The following is an 18,163-nucleotide window of genomic DNA, read 5'->3' as shown; positions in this document are numbered from 1 at the left end:
CTCACCGTAGCGCTGTGCCCAGCCCGTGCAGGGAGGCTGACCGAACCGCCGCGGAAGCCGCTCTCGCGGTAGTGTCGGCGGAATGAGTGATGATTCCTCCCTTATGCCCGGTGCAGTCGTCGTCGGAGACGCGCTGATCGACGAGATCCACGACGTCGGCGGGGTGCGTGAGCTGGTCGGCGGCGCGGCACTGAACGTCGCCGTCGGTCTTCGCAGGCTCGGTGTGCCGACCACCCTGATCGCGATGGTCGGGGACGACGAAGCGGGGGCGCACATTCGCGAATACCTCGACGATCACGACGTGCGGCTGATCGCCAGCGAGGCGCCGCTGGGCTCGTCCCGGGCGATCGTGCAGCGTGGTCCCGACGGCGAGCCCGTCTACGTGTTCAACGAGGCCGCGCAGCGGCGCAGCATCCGCTATTCCGACGCGGCTGTCCGTGCGATCGCCGATTCGGATCTCGTGGCCGTCAGCTGCTTCCCCTTCGACGTGCCCGGTGAGGTCGACGCCCTGCTCGACGCCGTCGGCGACACTCGCCTCGCTGTCGACCCGAACCCACGGTCGGGGATGCTGAGCGACCGTGCCGAGTTCGTGCAGGGCTTCGAGCGCGCCGCCGCAGGAGCGTCGATCGTCAAGATCGGCGCCGATGATGCGGCTCTCCTCTATGACGGCGATCTCGATGCGCTGAGGGCGCGGCTGCGCGCGCTCGGGGTGAGCGCGGTGCTCGCGACCGCAGGCGCCGATGGTGCAGCCCTCGAGTCGGATGCCGGCATCGTCACGGCGCCCATCTCGACGCTGCCCGGTCGCGTCGTCGACACCGTGGGAGCCGGAGATGCGACTCTCGCGGCCGTGGCGGCCGGCCTTGCTCAGGGGACACCCTCCGATGCGGAAGGCTGGCAGCACCTGCTCGATCGAGCCATGGATGTGGCTGCTGCGACGTGCCGAGCCGAGGGCGGCCTGCTGCGGACTCCGGAGTCGATCGCTGACACCGATCGCGGCGTGTTCGGCAGCTGACCGCTCGATTTCTCACGCCTGCCCTCGGCAGGTATGATTATCTATCGTGCCCCCGGTTGGCTGTCGAAGTCGGACGGGTGCGCTCTGGCGAGTTACCCAAGCGGCCAAAGGGATCTGACTGTAAATCAGACTGCTCAGCATTCGGGGGTTCGAATCCCTCACTCGCCACCATGGGGTATTCCCGGATCTCGAGGATTTTGTTCTCGTATCTCAGAATGCCAGGTCAAACGAGGAAAGCCCCCGGGAATACCGGGGGCTTTCCTCGTTTCGGTGCCAGTTCTGCTTCTTGCGTGAGCTGTCGGCAGGCCGCCCAGAGGTCCCTGGGCTGGCTGGGTCGCACTGTGCGCGACCGTTGGGCAGTGGCAGCTCAACCGATGAGACAACAGGCACGACGAGAGCGTCGCAGGGCGAGCTCAGTCTCGACGTAGCAGGCCCTCAGGTAGGCGATCCCCTGGGGAGAGCCAGAACCTGAGGACGACGGCGCCGCGGCCGAATCCTGAGTTTCGCCCGCTGGCACCTCAAGCAGGAGTAGGGCAGTCGGGGGTATCCGTGGGAATCGCGAAAGGAACGCGTGGGAAACGCGAGGAATCGCGGGCCCCGATCCCTGTAAAGGGTAGGACTCGGGGAGGAGATACGGGAAAACCCCACCCTCTGTTCGTTGTTCTCGATCACGAGATCCACGAGCCGGAGAAACGCCCCCGTCCTCGGGGGCGTTTCCTTTTCACGGCGTGCTCACATCGCAGGAACCAGGACGCGATCGATCGTGTGGATCACTCCATTGTTCGCGATGATGTTCACCCGCCACAGCACCAGGGCCGGGTCCCGCAGGGTGGCGCTCTCGTCACGCAAGAAGACGCCGCGCGGCCGGACGACCCCGCCGTTGGCCATGGTGAGCGACTTCGACGTGATGACCTTGATCGGGCCCAGCTTCTTGCCCGCGACGACGTGGTAGAGCAGGATGTCGGCGATCTGGTCGGTGGTGAAGGCGGTCGTGAGCGTGGTCAGTGCCGCCGCCTCGGATGCGGGTGCGGTGCCCGTCAGGTCGGACACCAGCCGCAGGAAGGCTCGATCGTTCGGAGCGAAGACGGTGAACGTTCCCGCCGGATCTGCGAGCGTGCTGTCGAGGCCGGTGGCGAGCACCGCCTGGACGAGCAGGTCGTAGTCGTTGGCGTTTCGGTCTGGAGCGCCTCCTCCTGAGGCGGTGACGAGAACATCGACGATGTTCCCCGAGGGGCGTGCTGTCTCTGCGGCCTGTGCGGGCGCGGCGGTCAGGACGAGGGCGAGTGCGGCCACCCCTGCGAGGGAGGCGCGGATCTTTCCAGTCATCGTTCAACTCCATTGTCGATCGGAGTCACGGCGAGGGTCGTGACACAGGGTTATTCCGCTGGTCACCACCGTTTGGATGCACCGGCCGCGAAGTTTCTCTGAGCTGCCTCGGAGAGCGGAAGACAATTTCTGGACTGTATTCAAAAACATATGGACAGAGTGATCGGGGGCGCGCATAATCGCTTCAACACCACCGGGCACCAGCGAAGGAGCACCCCATGAGTGATGAGAAGGAAACGTCCGAACTGTTCTCCGAGGCCTCGGGGCCGAGTGGAGCATCGATCACGGACTGGACGGATCTCGGCCGAGAGATGTGGGCCTATCTGACCGGTCGCGGAGCGGCGGTCAACTACACGTTCGAGGACATGACCGTGGAAGTCCCTCGGGATATCGGGCCGGATGCGCCTCGCGCGACGTGGAAGTTCAACGGCACGCTGCGCGTGACGACCAGCGACAGCGAGTCCGGCGAGAGCCGGCCGGCCTGACGGCCTGCCACCATGATCCGTCTCGATATCGACCTGAAGGTCGAGCACGTCGCTTCGGACGGCGCATCTCCGACTCGCTTCACGGTGCGTGCCGCGGGTCGGGCGGTCGTCATCTCGTTCGAGTCCACTGCGGGCCTCACCGGCATGGGTCGCCGCGAGCTCACGCAGCTGGCACCTCTCGCCGATGCCTTGTCGCGACGAGGCCTCAGCGTGCGTGTGGAAGGGCCGAAGGGGACTCTGCTCCAGCTCGGCGACGTCAGGTCAGGGCCTGTCGGCCGTGCGATCGCCGGATCGTCGCACATCAGGCTCGGACATCTGTCGGCGCTGCTCTCGGAGGTGAAGCACCGGGACGATGGCAGCCGGTTCCGCCTCCCCGCCCCGCCGCCCACTCTCTTCCCCCTCGTTCCCACGTTGGCACGTCGGGTGCCGCGGCGGGTGACGACCACCCACTACCTTCCCGGATCCGGTCGACCACGGCTGATCTTCGCGGTCGGGAACGGCGACTGGAACAGCACCAGGCCGCGTGAGTTCGATCTCCTTCCCGGACGGACGACGATCGGCTCGGGCAAGGACGCCGACCTGCGGCTCGAGGGAGTGGAGGCGCTGCACGCCGAAGTCCGCCACAACGAGGACGACGAGTACGTCCTGTATTCGTACGCCCCCACCGGCGGCGGGCGGCCCAATCTGCCGCACAGCTCCGAGGATGCCCGGATTCTGCGCACCGGATCGCGGATCGAGATCGGATCCTGGCGGCTGGCGTTCTATCGTGAGGAGTTCGCCGATCACGGACGCCCCTTCGGAGGGCGTCAGGGTGGCGAGTACGCCTTCCAGAGGCAGCAGCCGATTCGACCGTACGGATCGGGGGAACTCGGCTGAACAGACGCACACGAGAGGTACCGGACATGAGTGACCAGACACGGATCGCGCAGCTCGAGAAGGAGCACGTCGAACTCGTCCTGCGCCGCTTCGACCGCAGGGACGCATGGGAGCTGGGTCGCTCGATCGCAGAACGGGCATTGGCCGAGGGCCACCCGGTTGCCGTGGACGTGCGCACCCCGTCAGGGGTCCTCTTCCACGCATCTCTGCCGGGCGCGACGGCCGACAACGACGCATGGGCGGCGAAGAAGGCGGCGACCGCTCTCAGGTTCGAGACCAGCACGGCTCTGCTCGAAGCGCGCATCGAGCAGGGCGGCCGGGACATGTACGAGCCGGGATGGCTCGATCCGGTCGTCTACGCGGTCGCGGGTGGGTCGGTGCCGATCCGCGTCGACGGTGTGGGTGTCGTCGCGGTCGCGACGGTGTCGGGACTTCCGTCATCGGACGACCACGACCTGGTCGTCGAGGGGATCGCAGGGCTGGGTCTGCTCACGGAGTAGCGGCGCGGATCTCGATCTCCGCGTATGGATAGTGGCAGTCGCCGGTCGCACCTGATCGCTCGCAATCGAGATCGGGTACGAGCATCAGCATCGGCGTCCCCGTGAGATCGGGCGGCACCTCGACCGACACCGAGGTCGCTCCGACCTCGAGACGTGAACCGGTGCGCAGATCGCCCTCGGGGGAGCGGATGATCACCTCGCCCGCCCAGAGCTCGTCGAGGCACTCGGGGGGATGCACTGACACGGAGACCGTCTGCCCGGCGGTGGCTGACAGCGGATCGACCGTCAACATCACAGCCACGCCATCGCAGCTGAGAGGGCTCGCACGAGGGGCGTCGCTGACCGAACCGGCGCCAAGGGTCGTCTCAGCAGTCGACGCATCGTTCGCAGGCTGAGTTCCGCCGGAGGAGGACGAGCAGCCGGTCAGCCCGACGCTGAGCGTCGTCGCCGCGACCAGGATCCGCACAGCGCGCCACATCGAGTTCTTCATGACTCAGAGTGTCGCGGGCCGAGGCATCGTCTCAGTAGTCTGGGTGCAACCGCAGCCGTGACGCGATCTGAGCGGCCTGCTCAGCCGGCGTCAGAGCGATGTCGATCTCGATGGCCCGCTCGTCCGCCTCCAGTGGCTCGAGCGTCGCGAACTGCGAGTCGAGCAGTGTGGCGGGCATGAAGTGCCCCTGGCGGCGCAGCATCCGCTCGAGGATCAGCTCGCGCTCGCCGGCGAAGTGCACGAACGTGACCGCATCCCGGCGAAGCATGTCGCGGTAGCTGCGTCGCAGGGCGGAGCAGGTCACGATGCCGGGCTCGCCGGCGTCGATGCGCTCATCGATCCACTCGGCGATGCGGTCGAGCCAGGGCCAGCGGTCCTCGTCGTTCAGAGCGTGGCCGGCAGCCATCTTGGCGACGTTCGCCTCGGGATGCAGGTCGTCGCCCTCTTCGAACGCCCAGCCGAGACGGCCGGCGAGCATCGCTGCCACGGTCGACTTTCCGGTGCTGGCGACGCCCATGAAGACGAGGACGGGTGCGTTGACGGACATCATGGCGCGCTCAGACGAACATGCTCAGGACGAGGACGCCGGCGAGACCGGTGACGGAGATGAGGCATTCGAGTACTGTCCATGACTTCAGAGTCTGCGGGATGCTGAGGCCGAAGTACTCCTTGATGAGCCAGAAACCCGCATCATTGACATGCGACAGGAACACCGAGCCCGAGCCGATCGCGAGCACCAGCAGCGCGACCATGGGGGAGTCGAGGGTCTCGGTGAGCGGCTGCAGGATGCCGGCGGCGGTGATCGTCGCGACGGTCGCGGATCCCGTGGCGATGCGGATGACCACAGCGACCAGCCACGCGAGGATCAGCACGGAGACGGACGACCCGGAGACGAACTGGGCGATCACGTTGCCGATGCCGGTGTCGACCAGCACCTGCTTGAATCCGCCACCCGCGCCGACGATCAGCAGGATGCCGGCGATGGGGCCGAGCGACGAGCCGACGATGTCGTTGATCTTCGTGCGGTCGAATCCGGCGCCGCGGCCGAGGATGAAGAATCCGGCGAGCACGGCGATGAGCAGGGCGATGACCGGCGTGCCGAGGAAGTCGAGCGCGACCTTCCACGGGGCGTCGGAGCCTGCGGCCGAGATGTCGGCGACAGCCTTGGCGAGCATGAGGAACACGGGGAGCAGGATGCTGAAGAGCGTCGCACCGAACGACGGGCGGCGACGCTGCTCGATGCCCTCGTCCTCGTCCGTCACGAACAGCTCGGGGACCGGGACGTCGACCCAGCGCTCTGCGAAGCGGGCGAAGAGCGGCCCAGAGATGATCACGGCGGGGATCGCGACGATCACACCGAAGGCGAGGGTGAGGCCGAGGTTGGCTCCGAGCGCGTCGATCGCGGCGAGCGGGCCCGGGTGCGGCGGCACGAGGCCGTGCATGGCCGAGAGGCCGGCGAGCGTCGGGATCGCGATGCGCATGAGTGGCGCCCCGGAGCGCCGTGCGACGAGGATGATGACCGGCACGAGGAGCACGAGGCCGACCTCGAAGAACATCGGGAGACCGATGACCGCACCGATGAGTCCCATGACCCACGGCAGCGACCGTGCGCTGGCACGGCTGACGAGCGTATCGACGATGCGGTCGGCACCACCCGAGTCGGCGAGGAGCTTTCCGTAGATGGCACCGAGGGCGATCAGGATTCCCACCCCGCCCATCGTGGTGCCGAATCCGGTCGAGAAGCTGGTGACCGATGCCGCGATGTCCATGCCGGCGATCGCGCCGGTGGCGAGCGCGCCGATGGTGAGCGACAGGAAGGGATGCAGCTTCACCCACGTGATGAGGACGATGATGATCGCGATCCCGAGCACTGCGGCGGTGATCAGCTGACCGGCGGGGCGGTCAGGGGCTGCCGTGTCGGCGACTGCCGTCATGAGCGCGTCGGCGGCGGGGGTGAAGAGTGCCATGAGCTTCCTTGATCCGGGCGTGGTTTACGACCTTATGCCGTACATAATAAGCACGCATACCACGTCATGCGCAACATAACCGAAACAATCGCCTGAGACGTCCCACGTCAACGACCCTGTGGCGGGCATACTCGACATATGACCGTCGCCGGCCCTGCAAGCCCTGTCCACGACTCGCTCGTCGCCGAGCTCGGTCGCGCGATCGTCGACGGCGAGCACCCCCCGGGCTCGCGGATGCTGACGGTGGAGCTCGCTCAGGAGCGGGGAGTGTCCCGCTCCGCCGCCCGTGAGGCGGTGCGGGTCCTCGAGTCCTTCGGTCTTGTCTGGGTGCGGCGGAAATCGGGTGTCGAGGTGCGGCCGCGGGCCGATTGGAACGTCTACGCGCCGGAGGTGATCGCGTGGCGACTCGCGGGCCCCGGTCGCGATGAGCAGCTTCGCGAGCTCAGCCAGCTCCGTTCCGTGATCGAACCGCTCGCTGCGCGACTCGCTGCGGTGAACGCGACGTCGGAACAGAAGGTCGAGCTCGTCTCACTCGTCGTCGCGATGAGCGAGGAGGACCACGAGGCCGACCGAGAGCGCTACCTCGCCGCGGACATCAGGCTTCACCGTCTTCTGCTGGATTCGTCCGGCAATCGGATGCTCGCCGCTCTGGGCGGCATGGTCGAGGCAGTGCTCAGGGGGCGCACGGCGCATGACCTCATGCCGCACGTGGCCAATCAGAGCGCTGTGCAGTGGCATCGGGATGTCGCGTTCGCGGTTGCGGGCGGAGATGCCGATGCCGCCGCGTCAGCGATGCGGAGCATCGTCATGGAGGCCGACGAGGCGATGCAGCGCGCTGCCGAATAGCCGAAGAGCGGCATACTCAGCCGATATCTCGGTATACGTCGGCTTTCGCAGTATTCCGGAATCATTCGCAGACCTACGATCGGATCGCGGAGAGTTTCGCGTTCTCGGGGGAGGCCGGCGATGGAGCAGGGGACAGGCGGACGTGCGCGCGGCGCGCGTCTTCCCCTGCACATGCTCGATCGTCCGCGGCTGACGGAGATCTTCGATCGAGGGCATGCCCTGACGGTCATCAGCGGCCCCGCCGGAGGTGGGAAGTCGGTTCTGCTGAGCCAGTGGGCGACGATGCAGGAAGAACGAGCGGCTGCTGCGGTGCGACTCGGGTTCGACGAGAGCGTCACGAACGAGCACCTCATGCTTCGCGAGATCCTGACCAAGGTCATCGTCCAGGACTTGATCGCTGATCGGAGCACCGCTCGCTCGGCGCTGCGTGGGTTCGACAGCATCCGGGATCCGGGCGGCGAACTCGGGCGCCTGCTCGGCGACCTGAGTCGCCCGTGCGTCCTACTGATCGACAATGCGGAGCGGGCCGATGAGCGGTCGCTTCTCGGGCGGGCTCTCGATCTTCTCGACGCCGCACCGCTCCTGCGGATCGTCGTGGCGACGCGCCGCTCGACGGTGACGCGGACGCTGCAGATGCTCGCGTCCGCGGACGTGTGCGTCGTCGGACCCGCGCATCTCTTCTTCACGTGTGACGAGGCTCGGGCGGTGGTGGAATGCGTATCCGGTCAGGCGCTCCCGCCGCATCCGCTCGGTGAGGAGAGCGCACTGCCCCTCGCAGCCCGGGCGTTGGGCCTTGCTCTCGCGACCCATCGGGACCCGGTCGAGATCGCCGCCGTCGAGGTGCAAGGGCTCGCTGATGCTCTGATGGCCAGCCTGATCGGTCCGGATGCTCCGGCCGACTTCCAGGAGTTCCTGCTTCGGACTTCGGTGCCGGGGAGAGTGACGCGCGAGATCGTCCGGCGTCTCGGCTGGCCGGATGGCGGGGACGAGCACCTCGATCGGGCCGAGCTCTACGGACTGGGCATGTGGGAACCGGCGGATGACGGTCTCGGGTTCGTCTACACCCCGCTGCTGCGCGAAGCGCTCGCGCGCCGACTCGATCAGCGGCCACTCGACGCCGTGGCACCGATCCGCCGAACAGTCGCGCTGTGGGCTTCCGAGCACGGCCGCCATCTCGAGGCGCTGACCAATGCGATGAGAGCGAGGGACTACGTCCTCGCGGTGCGCCTCGGGCGCAAGTCCTGGTTCATCCTCTCCCGCTCGAGTCCTCGCGAAGTCGAGACGCTGCTGCGTCGCGAGAATCCTCTCGTGCTCGCGCGTCATCCGCTGCTCGGCATGCTGCTGGCTTTGGTCCTGCTGCGTCTCGGTCAACGGCTGCGCGCGTTCGCCTATTTTCAGGGCGCCGCGCTGTCACTCGGCCGCCGGGGCGTCGACGATGACCCCGTCGAGCGGTTCTGGATGCTCAGCGCGAAGGCGCTGGCCGAGCGGTTCGCCGGGCAGTTCCGGCGATCCGGGATGTCCGCCGATCTGGTTGTTCAGGTCTTCCACACGATGGATACCGAGCAGCGTGCGGAGTGCACCGGATTCGCGGCGCTGCTGCTCAGCAACTGCGGGCTCAGCTTCTTTCAGCTGGGTCGGATCTCGGATGCCATCGAGGTCCTGGAGCTCGGAATGACGATTCAGGTCGCGCATACCGTCATGATCCTCGAAGACGGTGTCGGTCTGCGGATGCCCGATGACGACGGCGGCTGGTATCACTGCGCTGCGACTCTCGCCGGCGTATACGCCCTGCGGGGACGGCTGTCCGATGCGCGGCGGGTCCTCGACGAGATCGACGGCGCCGATCTGCCGCCCGCCTGGCGATCGGAGCAGTTCGGGATACTGGAGCAGATCGCCCACGTCGTCATCGCCATCGCGGCGCTCGATCTCGACGAGGCCAGATGCCGTACGGATTCGATCGCACACCACCTGGGAACGACGGAGCTCTGGCCCTACCTCGTCTGCGCTCAGAGCGAGATCGAGGTGCGTGAGGGGCACGCGGCCGAGGCATCGCTGGCCATCGCCCATTCGCTCGGACGGGGCGTGAACTCGGCGGTCTCCGACTACGGATCGTCCCGGCTGACCGTCGCGCAGGCGATGGCGTCGCTGGCGCTCGGCGACCAGACGGCGGCCCGACGGACTGCGGCCGGGCTCCCGGGCGATGATCCGGCTCGGCTCGCCGTCGAGGCGTTCGTCGCGCTCCTCACCGGTGACGACGCGCGTTCCTACGCCGCGGCCGAGGTCGCCCAGGCCGAACGCGACCCGGACCTCGACCGGCTCTGCCTCGCAGCCATCACGTCCTCAGCCGCGGCAGCACGGTTGGGCAGGCGTGAGGCGTCTGCCCGCGCGATGTCTCGCGCCGTCGCCGTGATGCGAGAGCAGCGCTCTCAGGCTCCGCTCGCGCTCTTCTCCACTGACGTGCTGAGCGAGGTGCGCGAACTGTGCGCGCCGACCGAGCAGGAATTCCTCGACTTCTATCTCGCGCGCGCCTCGGACGGATGCCCGTTCCCGGCGCTGCCGCCCCCGGTCAGGCTCACGTCGAGAGAACTCGCGGTGATGCGAGAGCTGCTTAGGACGTCGTCCACCGACGCGCTCGCCGCGGCACTCTTCGTCTCACCGAACACGGTGAAGGTCCAACGTCGCAGCGCGTACCGCAAGCTCGGTGCGTCGAACAGGGAGCAGGCTCTTCTGCGCGCCGCAGAGCTGGGGCTGCTCGAGGAATGAGCGACTGACCGGTCGATCGAGGCGCACCCCGAGTTCGGGTGACGCGTGGTGCGCCTCAGAGTCGGGAGCGTGGGAGGGGTGAACCTGGGGGTTCGTGCTCTCGTCGACCTGTGTTCACGATAGGTGCGGGCGCGTCGGGGTCGTGAGGGAGCGCATCGAGCACGCGGTATTTCGCCCTGGAACTCACCCTGGCCGCGCCTCGGCGCGATCTCGGACGCCTGGTCGCGACCCCATGCGCACCGGTGTTCATAGACTGGAGCGATGCGAGCGCTCACCGAAGCAGACGTCCGTGCCTCGTTCGTCAATGCGGATGCCGACGAGCTGCGGGTCATGGAGATGCCCCACGACTTCGTCCTGATCGACTGGGACTACCTGGACTTCTTCGCGTGGCGAGACCCGAGTGCGGGTCGGCGCGGCTACGTGCTCACTCAGCACGACGGTGAGGTCTCGGGGTTCGTGCTGCGAGTCTCGGACCCCGGCCGAGGTCGTTCGGGCATGTGCAACATCTGCCACACCATGCAGCCGGGAAACCAGGTGGCGCTGTTCTCAGCACGGCTCGCAGGTGAGGCCGGTGAGCGGGGCGACTCCGTCGGCACCTACATGTGCGCCGATCTCTCCTGTCACGAGAACGTGAGACTCGCCCACCCGCTCGCCCCGAACGAGATCCTCGCCCCCGGACAGGTGGACGTCCGTCTCGACGGCACGAGGCGGCGAATGGAGGCCTTCGTGGGCCGCGTGAGGCAGCAGGCCTGATCACGGTTAGCCTGGTCGCATACGTCTGCGCTCGAAGGAGAAGCCATGAACGATGCCATCCTGTTCACCGTCGATGAGGGGCTGGCCCGGCTCACACTGAACCGTCCGGCACGGCTCAATGCCTTCAACTCCGATCTGGCGCACGCGTGGCGCGACGCGACGGCCGAGGCGACGTCGCGCACGGATGTGAAGGCGATCCTGATCGATGCGGCGGGCCCCGCGTTCTGCGCCGGCGGTGATGTCATCGAGATGGCGACGACGATGGGATCGGGTGAAGAGATCACGGCCCTGGCCGAAGTCATCAACGCCGGGATCCGGTCGCTGACCGAGTCTGCGGTGCCGGTCGTCGCCGCAGCCCACGGGACGACCGCCGGCGGCGGGCTCGGCATCCTGCTCAGCAGCGACTACGCCGTGGTCGGCTCACGCTCTCGGCTGGGCAGCCTCTATGCGAACATCGGGCTGACACCCGACCTGTCGGTCTCGGCTCAGCTCGCTCGAGCGGTCGGACAGCGCCGCGCGCTGCAGCTGGTGCTGCAGGACCGCCTCCTGACGGCCGCGGAAGCCGTGGAATGGGGCCTCGTCGCAGAGGCCGTCGACGGGGCCGACTCTGCGGACGAAGCCGGCCGGGTGAGGGCGCGTGCGGAGGAGATCGCCCGCTTCTGGCTCGCCGGTGCGGCTGAAGCGTACGGTCACGCGAAGCGCCTCGTCCGCTCTCAGCCCGAGCGGACGTTCGCCGAGCAGCTGAGCGAGGAGGCGCGCTCGATCGGTGCCTCCCTGGCGACCCCGGACGCTCAGGCCCGGATCGCCGCGTTCGCCGCGGCATCCGCACGCAAGGGCTGATTCCCGCGGGAGCCGGTTCGCCCCGATGTATCCACGGATCATGTCGAGGCTCCTGCCTCCGCGCCGGCGCATGCAAGGATGAACGCAACGCCGCTCAACGAGAGGAACGCGATGTCGCAGCCGGAGATCACCCAGCAGCCCCCCGCGCTGGTCGAGAAGAAGAACATGTCCCTTCTCATCAGAGGGGCGATCTGGATCGCCATCGGCGCACTCATCGCCGCGGCGCTCGTCTGCGTCGTGTGGGTTCTGATCGGTGATCAGGACGGGCTGATCGGGCGGGCATTCCTCACGATCCTCCTGCTCGCCGCGTTCGCGGGGATCGCGATCCTCGAGGCGGGACTCGCCCCCAACCGTCCCGACTGGCTCGCGCTGTCGAGCATGGTCAGCTGGATCGTGGCTCTGCTGGTCGGAGCGGTCAAGATCTGGCTGCCCGAGGACGACGCGTTCTTCACCGGTGCAGAGCGCTTCTTCCAGCTGCTGCTCGTGGTGGGAATCCTGCAGCTCGCCCTGCTGCATGTGAGGCTGTTCACTCCGGCCGCGCAGCGTCACGTGACGACGTTCACCCGCATCATCTACATCGCGACGATCGTGTTCCTCGGCGGCCTCGTGGCCATGCTGATCTTCTTCCTCACCTTCCCGCACACCTTCGACTACGGCGAGCTGTACTGGCGAATCGTCGTCGCACTCACGATCCTGGCCGCGGTCGGAACCACGTTGATCCCGCTGCTCAACGCCCTGTTCGCTCCTCGCAAGCCGGCCGGCGCTCGTGCCGCCGCCGCGGCGCAGAGTGTCGCAGCCGCTCCGGCATGGCCGACCTACGCAGACGGTGTGACGCCCCTGCCTGTGCTGCCCGACGGCTCGCCGGACTGGAATGCCTACTACACCGGCCACCCGTCGCCGCAGCCGCAGCAGGCGCTCCCTGTCGCTCCCGCGCCGCAGGGGTTCCCCGTCGCGCCGTTCCCGACCGCGCCTGAGCCGTACTCGCAGGGCCCGGCGACGCCTCCGGCTCCGCCCGCGCCCGCGGCTCACGACGCCTACCCGCCGGCTCCCACTGCTCACGACGCCTACCCGCCGGCTCCGCCGCTGCCTCCCCAGTGAGCATCGAACTCGAACTGGCTGACCTCGCCCGCCGGATCGCACGCGAGGCGGGCGACCTGGCGCGGCGCCGTCGCGACGAGGGCGTGCACCTCGCCGCCACGAAGTCGACGCTGGCGGACATCGTCACCGATGCCGATCGCGAAGTCGAAGCGCTCGTCCGCGACCGGCTGAGGGTCGCTCGACCCGGCGACGGCTTCCTGGGCGAAGAGTCGGAGGCTGAACCCGGCGTGACCGGCATCACCTGGGTCGTCGATCCGATCGACGGCACGGTGAACTACGCCTACGGAATCCCCTCCTATGCCGTGAGCATCGCGGCAGTGAGGGGCAGCGCAGTCGCGGGGGAGTGGGAGGCGCTCGCCGCTGCCGTCTACGCGCCCGCAACCGCCGAGATGTTCACCGCCGCTCGAGGTCATGGCGCCTTCCTGGGCGACGTGCGGCTGTCGGTCACGACCGAGACGCCGGCGGGAGCGCTGCTCGCCACCGGATTCGGCTACGACCCCGCGACGCATGACGGCGACCTCGCGACCGTGCGCAGGATCATGCCGATCGCGAGAGACCTCCGCCGCGCAGGCTCTGCCGCCCTCGACCTCGCTTTCGTGGCCTCCGGGCGGCTGGACGGCTACTTCGAGCGCGGCCTGAAGCCGTGGGATCACGCGGCAGGCGCGCTGCTGGTCACCGAGGCGGGGGGCGATGTCTCGCTGATCGACCGTGCCTCCGCGAGACCCATGCTCATCGCGGGTGGCACTGAGGTCCATCAGCGCGTCCTCGATATTCTTCGAGATGAAACGTGAACGATTCATGGCATTCACAGGTGGATCAGGCTAGGGTTTATCCGATCGTTACTTTCATCGGCCCGAATCGGTGAAGGTCGTAAGCGCCCCCGAGCTTGACGTTTGAACCCGAGAGAATCTGATTTGCCCTTCGAGAATCCCCAGGCTGCCTCTGCGCCCACGCGCCGCTCCAGCCGTCCCCGCACTGCGGCCTTCGAGGCCTCCGCGGCAGGAGTGACGGAAGCCGTCTCCGAAGCCGCGCCCGTCTCCGAAGCCGCGCCCGTCCCCTCCGAGGCTCCCCTGTCTCGACGTGCCGCCCGCCAGCGACTGAACACCGCAGAGGTCTTCATCGCCGCGACCGCGGTCGCGGCGGCGTCAGCAGCATCCGACTCCGCCGACGTCGTCGTGAGCGAGACCGCTGAGCCTCCCGCGGACGTCGCCGAGCCGATCGTCATCGAGCCGATCGTCGCCGAGCCGATTGCGATGCCCGCAGCAGCCGAGCACGATCAGCCCGACTCGGAGCGCGCGGACGACGCAAGCCACCGTTCGAGCGACGAGGATGCCTTCGAGACGGCTGCCCGTGCATTCCGTCGCGTGGCACCCGAGGCCGCGGCCGAGCCCGCCGACGACCCGACTGAGGCCGCCGAGGCTGACGAGACTCCGGTCGAGCATGTCGTGCGCCGTCGCCCGTCTGCACGCAAGTTCCTCGCCGTCGGCGCGACCGTCGGCGTGATGAGCCTCGCCGGTCTCCTCGCCGTCGGCATGACCCTTCCTGCCGAAGCCGTCGCCGCAGTGCAGGGAACGCCGTCGCTCGCGGCGACGTCCCTCGTCGCTGCATCGGGTACGGCGTCGAAGGCTGCATCCGACGACGAGATCCAGGCGTTCGTCACGTCTTCCGACGTGCAGAACGAGCCGCTCGCGCGCTCCGACAGCTTCTCGAGCGTGTCTCTCATCCAGGTGGCATCGGAAGAGGGCATCAACTACTCGAACGAGGTCTTCACCAACGACGCCGAGGCTGCCATCCAGTGGCCGTTCAAGGTCGGCGTGGGTATGAGCTCGGGATACGGCATGCGCTGGGGTCGTCTGCACGAGGGAATCGACTTCGTCCCCGGTGAGGGAGCGCCCATCCAGGCGATCTCCGACGGCGTGGTGCGCATCGCCACCGAGCAGGGCGGCGCCTACGGCGTCACCGTGTACATCGACCACGTGATCGACGGACAGATCGTGACGAGCCACTACTCGCACATGCAGTACGGCTCGCTGCAGGTCAAGCCCGGGCAGACCGTGAAGGTCGGCGACGTCGTCGGCCACACCGGAAACACCGGTCGTTCCTACGGAGCGCACCTGCACTTCGAGATCATCATCAACGGCGGCACGATCGATCCGCTGCCGTGGTTGCGCGAGAACGCGGGTCGTACCTCGTACTGACACCTCGATTTCATGAGGACGCCACAGTGATGGTATTCTCGTGTGGTTGCCCCGCGAGGGGCAGCACGCCCCGATAGCTCAGTGGCAGAGCACTTCCATGGTAAGGAAGGGGTCGTCAGTTCAATCCTGACTCGGGGCTCACAGCGTTCGTATCTGCGATGCGGATGCGGTGTGGCAGGGTAGCTCAGCTGGTCAGAGCGCACGACTCATAATCGTGAGGTCGCGGGTTCAAGCCCCGCTCCTGCTACAGATGAAAACCCCCGGGATTCCCGGGGGTTTTTGCGTACCCGGGCTCAGGATCGATCCGCACGCACTCCGGGCACGATGTTCGCACGGTGCCCACCGGATCGGATGCGGCTCGGCGTGCGCGATGTCAAGGGGATGCCCTGGCGAGGCCTGCGGCGGTCACACTGGTCGTCCAGTACCCGGACGATAGGAGCGACTCATGTCAGACCCCCACGCAGCACCGGACGAAGGCGCCGAGATCGACGCGACCGGCGTGGACGCCGACTTCGTGACGAACGACCCGGACCCCGAGGTCGACCCCGCCACCCCGGGTGAGAGCCAGAAGGCCGACGGCGACAACGCGGATCACCCGGACGAGCTCGAGGTCGGCGACCTCCCCTGACCACGCACGAAAGACGGGCCCGCTCCTCATCTGAGGAGCGGGCCCGTCTTTCGTGAAAAAGTCAGCGACCGGCGGGCGGGATGTCGCGCCGACCGGCTGCGATGCGGTCCTCGTCGCCGGGGGCGGCGTCACTTCGACCGGAGCCGCCGCGCTGCTCCGCCTCGAGACGCTCCGCCTCCTCGCCGCTGATGGCCTCGCCCCGAGCGACGAGCCCCGCCTGATCCGACAGCGGGATCTGCTTGAGGAACAGCGAGAGCACCAGAGCGAGAGCGATGAAGGGCACCAGGTACCAGAAGACCGGTGCGAGGGCATCCGCGTAGGCCGTGACGATGCCGTCCCTGACCTCGTCCGGCAGCGAGTTCAGCGTCGCGGGGTCGATCGTCGACGCCGCCTGCGAGGCGGCATCCGGTGATGCTCCGGCGTCGGCGAAGACGCCGAGCAGGTTCTCGGTCAGGCGGGTGGTGAAGATCGTGCCGAAGACGGCGGTTCCGAGTGATGCACCCACTTCGCGGAAGTAGTTGTTCGTGCTCGTAGCTGTGCCGATCTCGCCGGCGGGGACGGCGTTCTGCACGACCAGCACGACGACCTGCATGATCAGGCCCAGACCGGCGCCGAACACGAAGAGGAAGGCGCAGATCAGCCAGATCGGCGTCTCGGCCGAGAGGGTGGTCATCGAGATCATCGCGATGCCCGTCAGGATCGTTCCGACGATCGGGTAGATCTTGTACTTCCCCGTCTTCGAGATCGCGATGCCCGAGAAGATCGACGTTCCGATCAGTCCCACCATCATCGGGATCATCAGCAGACCGGATGCGGCGGCCGACGTGCCCGACGACATCTGCAGGAACGTCGGGACGAACCCGATCGCCGCGAACATCCCGATGCCGAGCACGAGACCGATCGCGGTCGCGTTGACGAAGATCGGATTGCGGAAAAGGCTCAGCGGGATGATCGGGTCCTGCACCTTGGCCTCGGTGATGACGAACGCGGTCGCGGCAACGATGAGCCCGGCTCCCCAGGCCCATGTGGCGAGCGAATCCCAGCCGAACTCCTTGTCGCCGCCGAAGTCGGTGAAGAAGATCAGACAGGTCGTCGCCATCGAGAGGAAGATGACGCCGAAGATGTCGATCGGCTTCTGGGCCTTCTTGCTGGGCAGCTTCAACGCGACGAGGGCGATGATGAAGGCGGCGATTCCGACCGGGATGTTGATGTAGAACGCCCACTGCCAGGTGAGGTGGTCGACGAAGAACCCGCCGAGCAGGGGGCCGGCGACGGCCGACAGACCGAAGACGGCGCCCAGGGGACCCATGTACTTGCCGCGCTCGTTCGCGGGGACGATGTCGGCGATGATCGCCTGCGACAGGATCATCAGACCGCCGCCGCCGAGGCCCTGCAGTGCGCGGAAGATCACGAACATCCAGAAGTCGGTGGCGAAGGCGCATCCGACGGACGCGAGCGTGAACAGCGCGATCGCGACGAGGAAGAGGTTGCGTCGGCCCAGGACGTCACCGAACTTGCCGTAGATGGGCATGACGATGGTGGTCGCGAGCAGATAGGCCGTGGTGATCCAGACCTGGTGGTCGACGCCGCCGAGCTGTCCGACGATGGTCGGCATGGCGGTCGAAACGATCGTCTGGTCGAGGCTCGAGAGCAGCATGCCCGCTATCAGGGCGCTGAAGATGATCCAGATGCGGCGCTTCGTGAGCAGGAAGGGCGCATCCTTGGTGGCGGTGGCGGACATTCAGTGGGCTTTCTGTGATGGTGCGAACACGGTGCGAGCGATCTCGAGGCGTCGGCTGACGAGGTCGCTGAAGGAGTCGGTCGAGTGGTGGTGCAGCAGCTGGTCCATGCACAGGCGCACCAGGGCGCCGACAGTGTGGACCATGACCTCGGCGCGCAGCGCGGCATCGTCGCCTCCACCGCTTCGCTGAACGACGAGCTCGCCGTCGCGCCTCTCGTTCTTCGCCAGCTGCTCGAATGCGGCCTTGAGCAGTCGAGGCTCCTGCTCGATCACCGCGAACAGCGCCGGTGCGTCGTCGAGGGGATTGAAGAGCTCGAATCGCGCGATCGTCAACCCGATGAAGTCGTCGAGCAGCTCGCCGTCCTGCGCGACGAAGGCGGCCTCGAGCGCTTCCTGTCGCGAGTCGATCGCGGCGAACCCGAAGACGGCGTTCTCCTTGCTCTCGAAGTAGTTGAAGAACGTACGCCGCGAGACGCCGACCGCAGAGCAGAGCTCCTCGACGGTGAAGCCGGCGAAACCGTGCTCGGTCGTCAGTCGGCGAGCCTCGTCGGTGAGTGCGCGGGACGTCTCCCTCTTGCGCTGCTCTCGCAATGAATCTGCACTCTCGCTCATGAAGTGCAATATTGCACTCTGAACCTAA

General features: G+C 67.3%; 18 protein-coding genes and 3 tRNA genes. 15 read left to right on the top strand and 6 right to left on the bottom strand.

Annotated features, from left to right (window positions below; translation table 11 throughout):
• The first annotated feature begins 82 nt into the window (after nucleotides 1-82).
• Both QRN21_RS15350 and QRN21_RS15345 read left to right on the top strand, forming a co-directional pair.
• Nucleotides 83-1,012 (top strand): carbohydrate kinase family protein, encoded by a 930-nt coding sequence (locus tag QRN21_RS15350; protein WP_285365015.1) that lies wholly within the window; start codon nucleotides 83-85, stop codon nucleotides 1,010-1,012.
• An 86-nt stretch (nucleotides 1,013-1,098) separates the two neighbouring features.
• Nucleotides 1,099-1,183: transfer RNA gene (locus QRN21_RS15345), tRNA-Tyr, on the top strand.
• Nucleotides 1,184-1,744: 561 nt separating this feature from the next.
• On the opposite strand, the gene QRN21_RS15340 is transcribed toward QRN21_RS15345, so the two are convergent.
• Nucleotides 1,745-2,338 carry a fasciclin domain-containing protein gene (locus QRN21_RS15340; protein ID WP_285365012.1) on the bottom strand — a complete coding sequence of 198 codons (594 nt, stop codon included), beginning with the start codon at nucleotides 2,336-2,338 and terminating at the stop codon, nucleotides 1,745-1,747.
• A 218-nt stretch (nucleotides 2,339-2,556) separates the two neighbouring features.
• Here QRN21_RS15340 and QRN21_RS15335 point away from each other — a divergent pair, with 218 nt between their 5' ends.
• From QRN21_RS15335 to QRN21_RS15325, 3 genes are read left to right on the top strand one after another with little or no spacing between them, the layout of a single operon-like run.
• The gene (locus QRN21_RS15335) at nucleotides 2,557-2,823 is read left to right on the top strand and encodes a hypothetical protein (protein ID WP_053098914.1); all 267 of its coding nucleotides are present in this window, start codon (nucleotides 2,557-2,559) and stop codon (nucleotides 2,821-2,823) included.
• 12 nt (nucleotides 2,824-2,835) lie between these two features.
• Nucleotides 2,836-3,699, top strand: a complete 864-nt coding sequence (locus QRN21_RS15330) for an FHA domain-containing protein (protein ID WP_187250032.1) — start codon at nucleotides 2,836-2,838, stop codon at nucleotides 3,697-3,699.
• A 26-nt stretch (nucleotides 3,700-3,725) separates the two neighbouring features.
• The gene (locus QRN21_RS15325; protein ID WP_072590829.1) at nucleotides 3,726-4,199 is read left to right on the top strand and encodes a heme-binding protein; all 474 of its coding nucleotides are present in this window, start codon (nucleotides 3,726-3,728) and stop codon (nucleotides 4,197-4,199) included.
• Here the strand turns inward: QRN21_RS15325 and QRN21_RS15320 are convergent.
• Genes QRN21_RS15320 through QRN21_RS15310 form a run of 3 tightly spaced genes read right to left on the bottom strand, consistent with a single transcriptional unit; the run spans nucleotide 4,189 to nucleotide 6,656 of the window.
• Nucleotides 4,189-4,689 (bottom strand): hypothetical protein, encoded by a 501-nt coding sequence (locus tag QRN21_RS15320; RefSeq protein WP_285365006.1) that lies wholly within the window; start codon nucleotides 4,687-4,689, stop codon nucleotides 4,189-4,191. The two genes, QRN21_RS15325 and QRN21_RS15320, sit on opposite strands and share 11 nt — an antisense overlap.
• A 31-nt stretch (nucleotides 4,690-4,720) precedes the next feature.
• The gene (locus QRN21_RS15315; RefSeq protein WP_285365003.1) at nucleotides 4,721-5,239 is read right to left on the bottom strand and encodes a gluconokinase; all 519 of its coding nucleotides are present in this window, start codon (nucleotides 5,237-5,239) and stop codon (nucleotides 4,721-4,723) included.
• Between the two features lie 7 nt (nucleotides 5,240-5,246).
• Nucleotides 5,247-6,656 (bottom strand): GntP family permease, encoded by a 1,410-nt coding sequence (locus QRN21_RS15310; protein ID WP_372984322.1) that lies wholly within the window; start codon nucleotides 6,654-6,656, stop codon nucleotides 5,247-5,249.
• 138 nt (nucleotides 6,657-6,794) lie between these two features.
• Between QRN21_RS15310 and QRN21_RS15305 the strand changes: the two genes are divergently transcribed.
• From QRN21_RS15305 to QRN21_RS15260, 10 genes are all read left to right on the top strand, one after another.
• Nucleotides 6,795-7,502, top strand: a complete 708-nt coding sequence (locus tag QRN21_RS15305) for a FadR/GntR family transcriptional regulator (RefSeq protein ID WP_056277198.1) — start codon at nucleotides 6,795-6,797, stop codon at nucleotides 7,500-7,502.
• Between the two features lie 120 nt (nucleotides 7,503-7,622).
• Nucleotides 7,623-10,265, top strand: a complete 2,643-nt coding sequence (locus QRN21_RS15300; RefSeq protein ID WP_285365001.1) for a LuxR C-terminal-related transcriptional regulator — start codon at nucleotides 7,623-7,625, stop codon at nucleotides 10,263-10,265.
• 261 nt (nucleotides 10,266-10,526) lie between these two features.
• Nucleotides 10,527-11,018 carry an FBP domain-containing protein gene (locus QRN21_RS15295; protein ID WP_053098921.1) on the top strand — a complete coding sequence of 164 codons (492 nt, stop codon included), beginning with the start codon at nucleotides 10,527-10,529 and terminating at the stop codon, nucleotides 11,016-11,018.
• 45 nt (nucleotides 11,019-11,063) lie between these two features.
• Nucleotides 11,064-11,858, top strand: a complete 795-nt coding sequence (locus QRN21_RS15290; RefSeq protein WP_285364998.1) for an enoyl-CoA hydratase/isomerase family protein — start codon at nucleotides 11,064-11,066, stop codon at nucleotides 11,856-11,858.
• Between the two features lie 78 nt (nucleotides 11,859-11,936).
• Nucleotides 11,937-12,956, top strand: a complete 1,020-nt coding sequence (locus QRN21_RS15285; RefSeq protein ID WP_157538099.1) for a hypothetical protein — start codon at nucleotides 11,937-11,939, stop codon at nucleotides 12,954-12,956.
• A complete protein-coding gene (locus QRN21_RS15280; RefSeq protein WP_053098924.1) occupies nucleotides 12,953-13,747 on the top strand; it encodes an inositol monophosphatase family protein in 795 nt (264 codons plus the stop codon). Before QRN21_RS15285 ends, QRN21_RS15280 begins: the two co-directional genes overlap by 4 nt.
• A 123-nt stretch (nucleotides 13,748-13,870) precedes the next feature.
• Nucleotides 13,871-15,154 carry a peptidoglycan DD-metalloendopeptidase family protein gene (locus tag QRN21_RS15275; RefSeq protein ID WP_285364996.1) on the top strand — a complete coding sequence of 428 codons (1,284 nt, stop codon included), beginning with the start codon at nucleotides 13,871-13,873 and terminating at the stop codon, nucleotides 15,152-15,154.
• A gap of 67 nt (nucleotides 15,155-15,221) precedes the next feature.
• A tRNA-Thr gene (locus QRN21_RS15270) sits at nucleotides 15,222-15,293 on the top strand.
• A gap of 34 nt (nucleotides 15,294-15,327) precedes the next feature.
• Nucleotides 15,328-15,401 (top strand) — tRNA-Met (locus tag QRN21_RS15265).
• A gap of 198 nt (nucleotides 15,402-15,599) precedes the next feature.
• Complete coding sequence (locus QRN21_RS15260) at nucleotides 15,600-15,782, top strand: hypothetical protein (protein ID WP_187250039.1); 183 nt, start codon at nucleotides 15,600-15,602, stop codon at nucleotides 15,780-15,782.
• 61 nt (nucleotides 15,783-15,843) lie between these two features.
• On the opposite strand, the gene QRN21_RS15255 is transcribed toward QRN21_RS15260, so the two are convergent.
• Both QRN21_RS15255 and QRN21_RS15250 read right to left on the bottom strand, forming a co-directional pair.
• On the bottom strand, nucleotides 15,844-17,523 hold the full coding sequence (locus QRN21_RS15255; protein ID WP_056277215.1) for an MDR family MFS transporter: 1,680 nt from the start codon (nucleotides 17,521-17,523) through the stop codon (nucleotides 15,844-15,846).
• Nucleotides 17,524-18,135, bottom strand: coding sequence for a TetR/AcrR family transcriptional regulator (locus QRN21_RS15250; protein WP_285364993.1), 612 nt, complete (start codon nucleotides 18,133-18,135; stop codon nucleotides 17,524-17,526).
• Between the last annotated feature and the right edge of the window lie 28 nt (nucleotides 18,136-18,163).

The organism is Microbacterium sp. LMC-P-041 (assembly GCF_030209555.1).
Lineage (GTDB): Bacteria > Actinomycetota > Actinomycetes > Actinomycetales > Microbacteriaceae > Microbacterium.
Note: the sequence above shows the minus strand (reverse complement) of the source record. Positions and strands in the feature narration are given on the sequence as shown.

Coding starts and splice junctions, on each gene's coding strand:
- QRN21_RS15350 (WP_285365015.1), top strand. CDS start 83: ATGAGTGATGATTCCTCCCTTATGCCCGGTGCAGTCGTCGTCGGAGAC.
- QRN21_RS15340 (WP_285365012.1), bottom strand. CDS start 2,338: ATGACTGGAAAGATCCGCGCCTCCCTCGCAGGGGTGGCCGCACTCGCC.
- QRN21_RS15335 (WP_053098914.1), top strand. CDS start 2,557: ATGAGTGATGAGAAGGAAACGTCCGAACTGTTCTCCGAGGCCTCGGGG.
- QRN21_RS15330 (WP_187250032.1), top strand. CDS start 2,836: ATGATCCGTCTCGATATCGACCTGAAGGTCGAGCACGTCGCTTCGGAC.
- QRN21_RS15325 (WP_072590829.1), top strand. CDS start 3,726: ATGAGTGACCAGACACGGATCGCGCAGCTCGAGAAGGAGCACGTCGAA.
- QRN21_RS15320 (WP_285365006.1), bottom strand. CDS start 4,689: ATGAAGAACTCGATGTGGCGCGCTGTGCGGATCCTGGTCGCGGCGACG.
- QRN21_RS15315 (WP_285365003.1), bottom strand. CDS start 5,239: ATGATGTCCGTCAACGCACCCGTCCTCGTCTTCATGGGCGTCGCCAGC.
- QRN21_RS15310 (WP_372984322.1), bottom strand. CDS start 6,656: ATGGCACTCTTCACCCCCGCCGCCGACGCGCTCATGACGGCAGTCGCC.
- QRN21_RS15305 (WP_056277198.1), top strand. CDS start 6,795: ATGACCGTCGCCGGCCCTGCAAGCCCTGTCCACGACTCGCTCGTCGCC.
- QRN21_RS15300 (WP_285365001.1), top strand. CDS start 7,623: ATGGAGCAGGGGACAGGCGGACGTGCGCGCGGCGCGCGTCTTCCCCTG.
- QRN21_RS15295 (WP_053098921.1), top strand. CDS start 10,527: ATGCGAGCGCTCACCGAAGCAGACGTCCGTGCCTCGTTCGTCAATGCG.
- QRN21_RS15290 (WP_285364998.1), top strand. CDS start 11,064: ATGAACGATGCCATCCTGTTCACCGTCGATGAGGGGCTGGCCCGGCTC.
- QRN21_RS15285 (WP_157538099.1), top strand. CDS start 11,937: ATGAACGCAACGCCGCTCAACGAGAGGAACGCGATGTCGCAGCCGGAG.
- QRN21_RS15260 (WP_187250039.1), top strand. CDS start 15,600: ATGTCAGACCCCCACGCAGCACCGGACGAAGGCGCCGAGATCGACGCG.
- QRN21_RS15255 (WP_056277215.1), bottom strand. CDS start 17,523: ATGTCCGCCACCGCCACCAAGGATGCGCCCTTCCTGCTCACGAAGCGC.
- QRN21_RS15250 (WP_285364993.1), bottom strand. CDS start 18,135: ATGAGCGAGAGTGCAGATTCATTGCGAGAGCAGCGCAAGAGGGAGACG.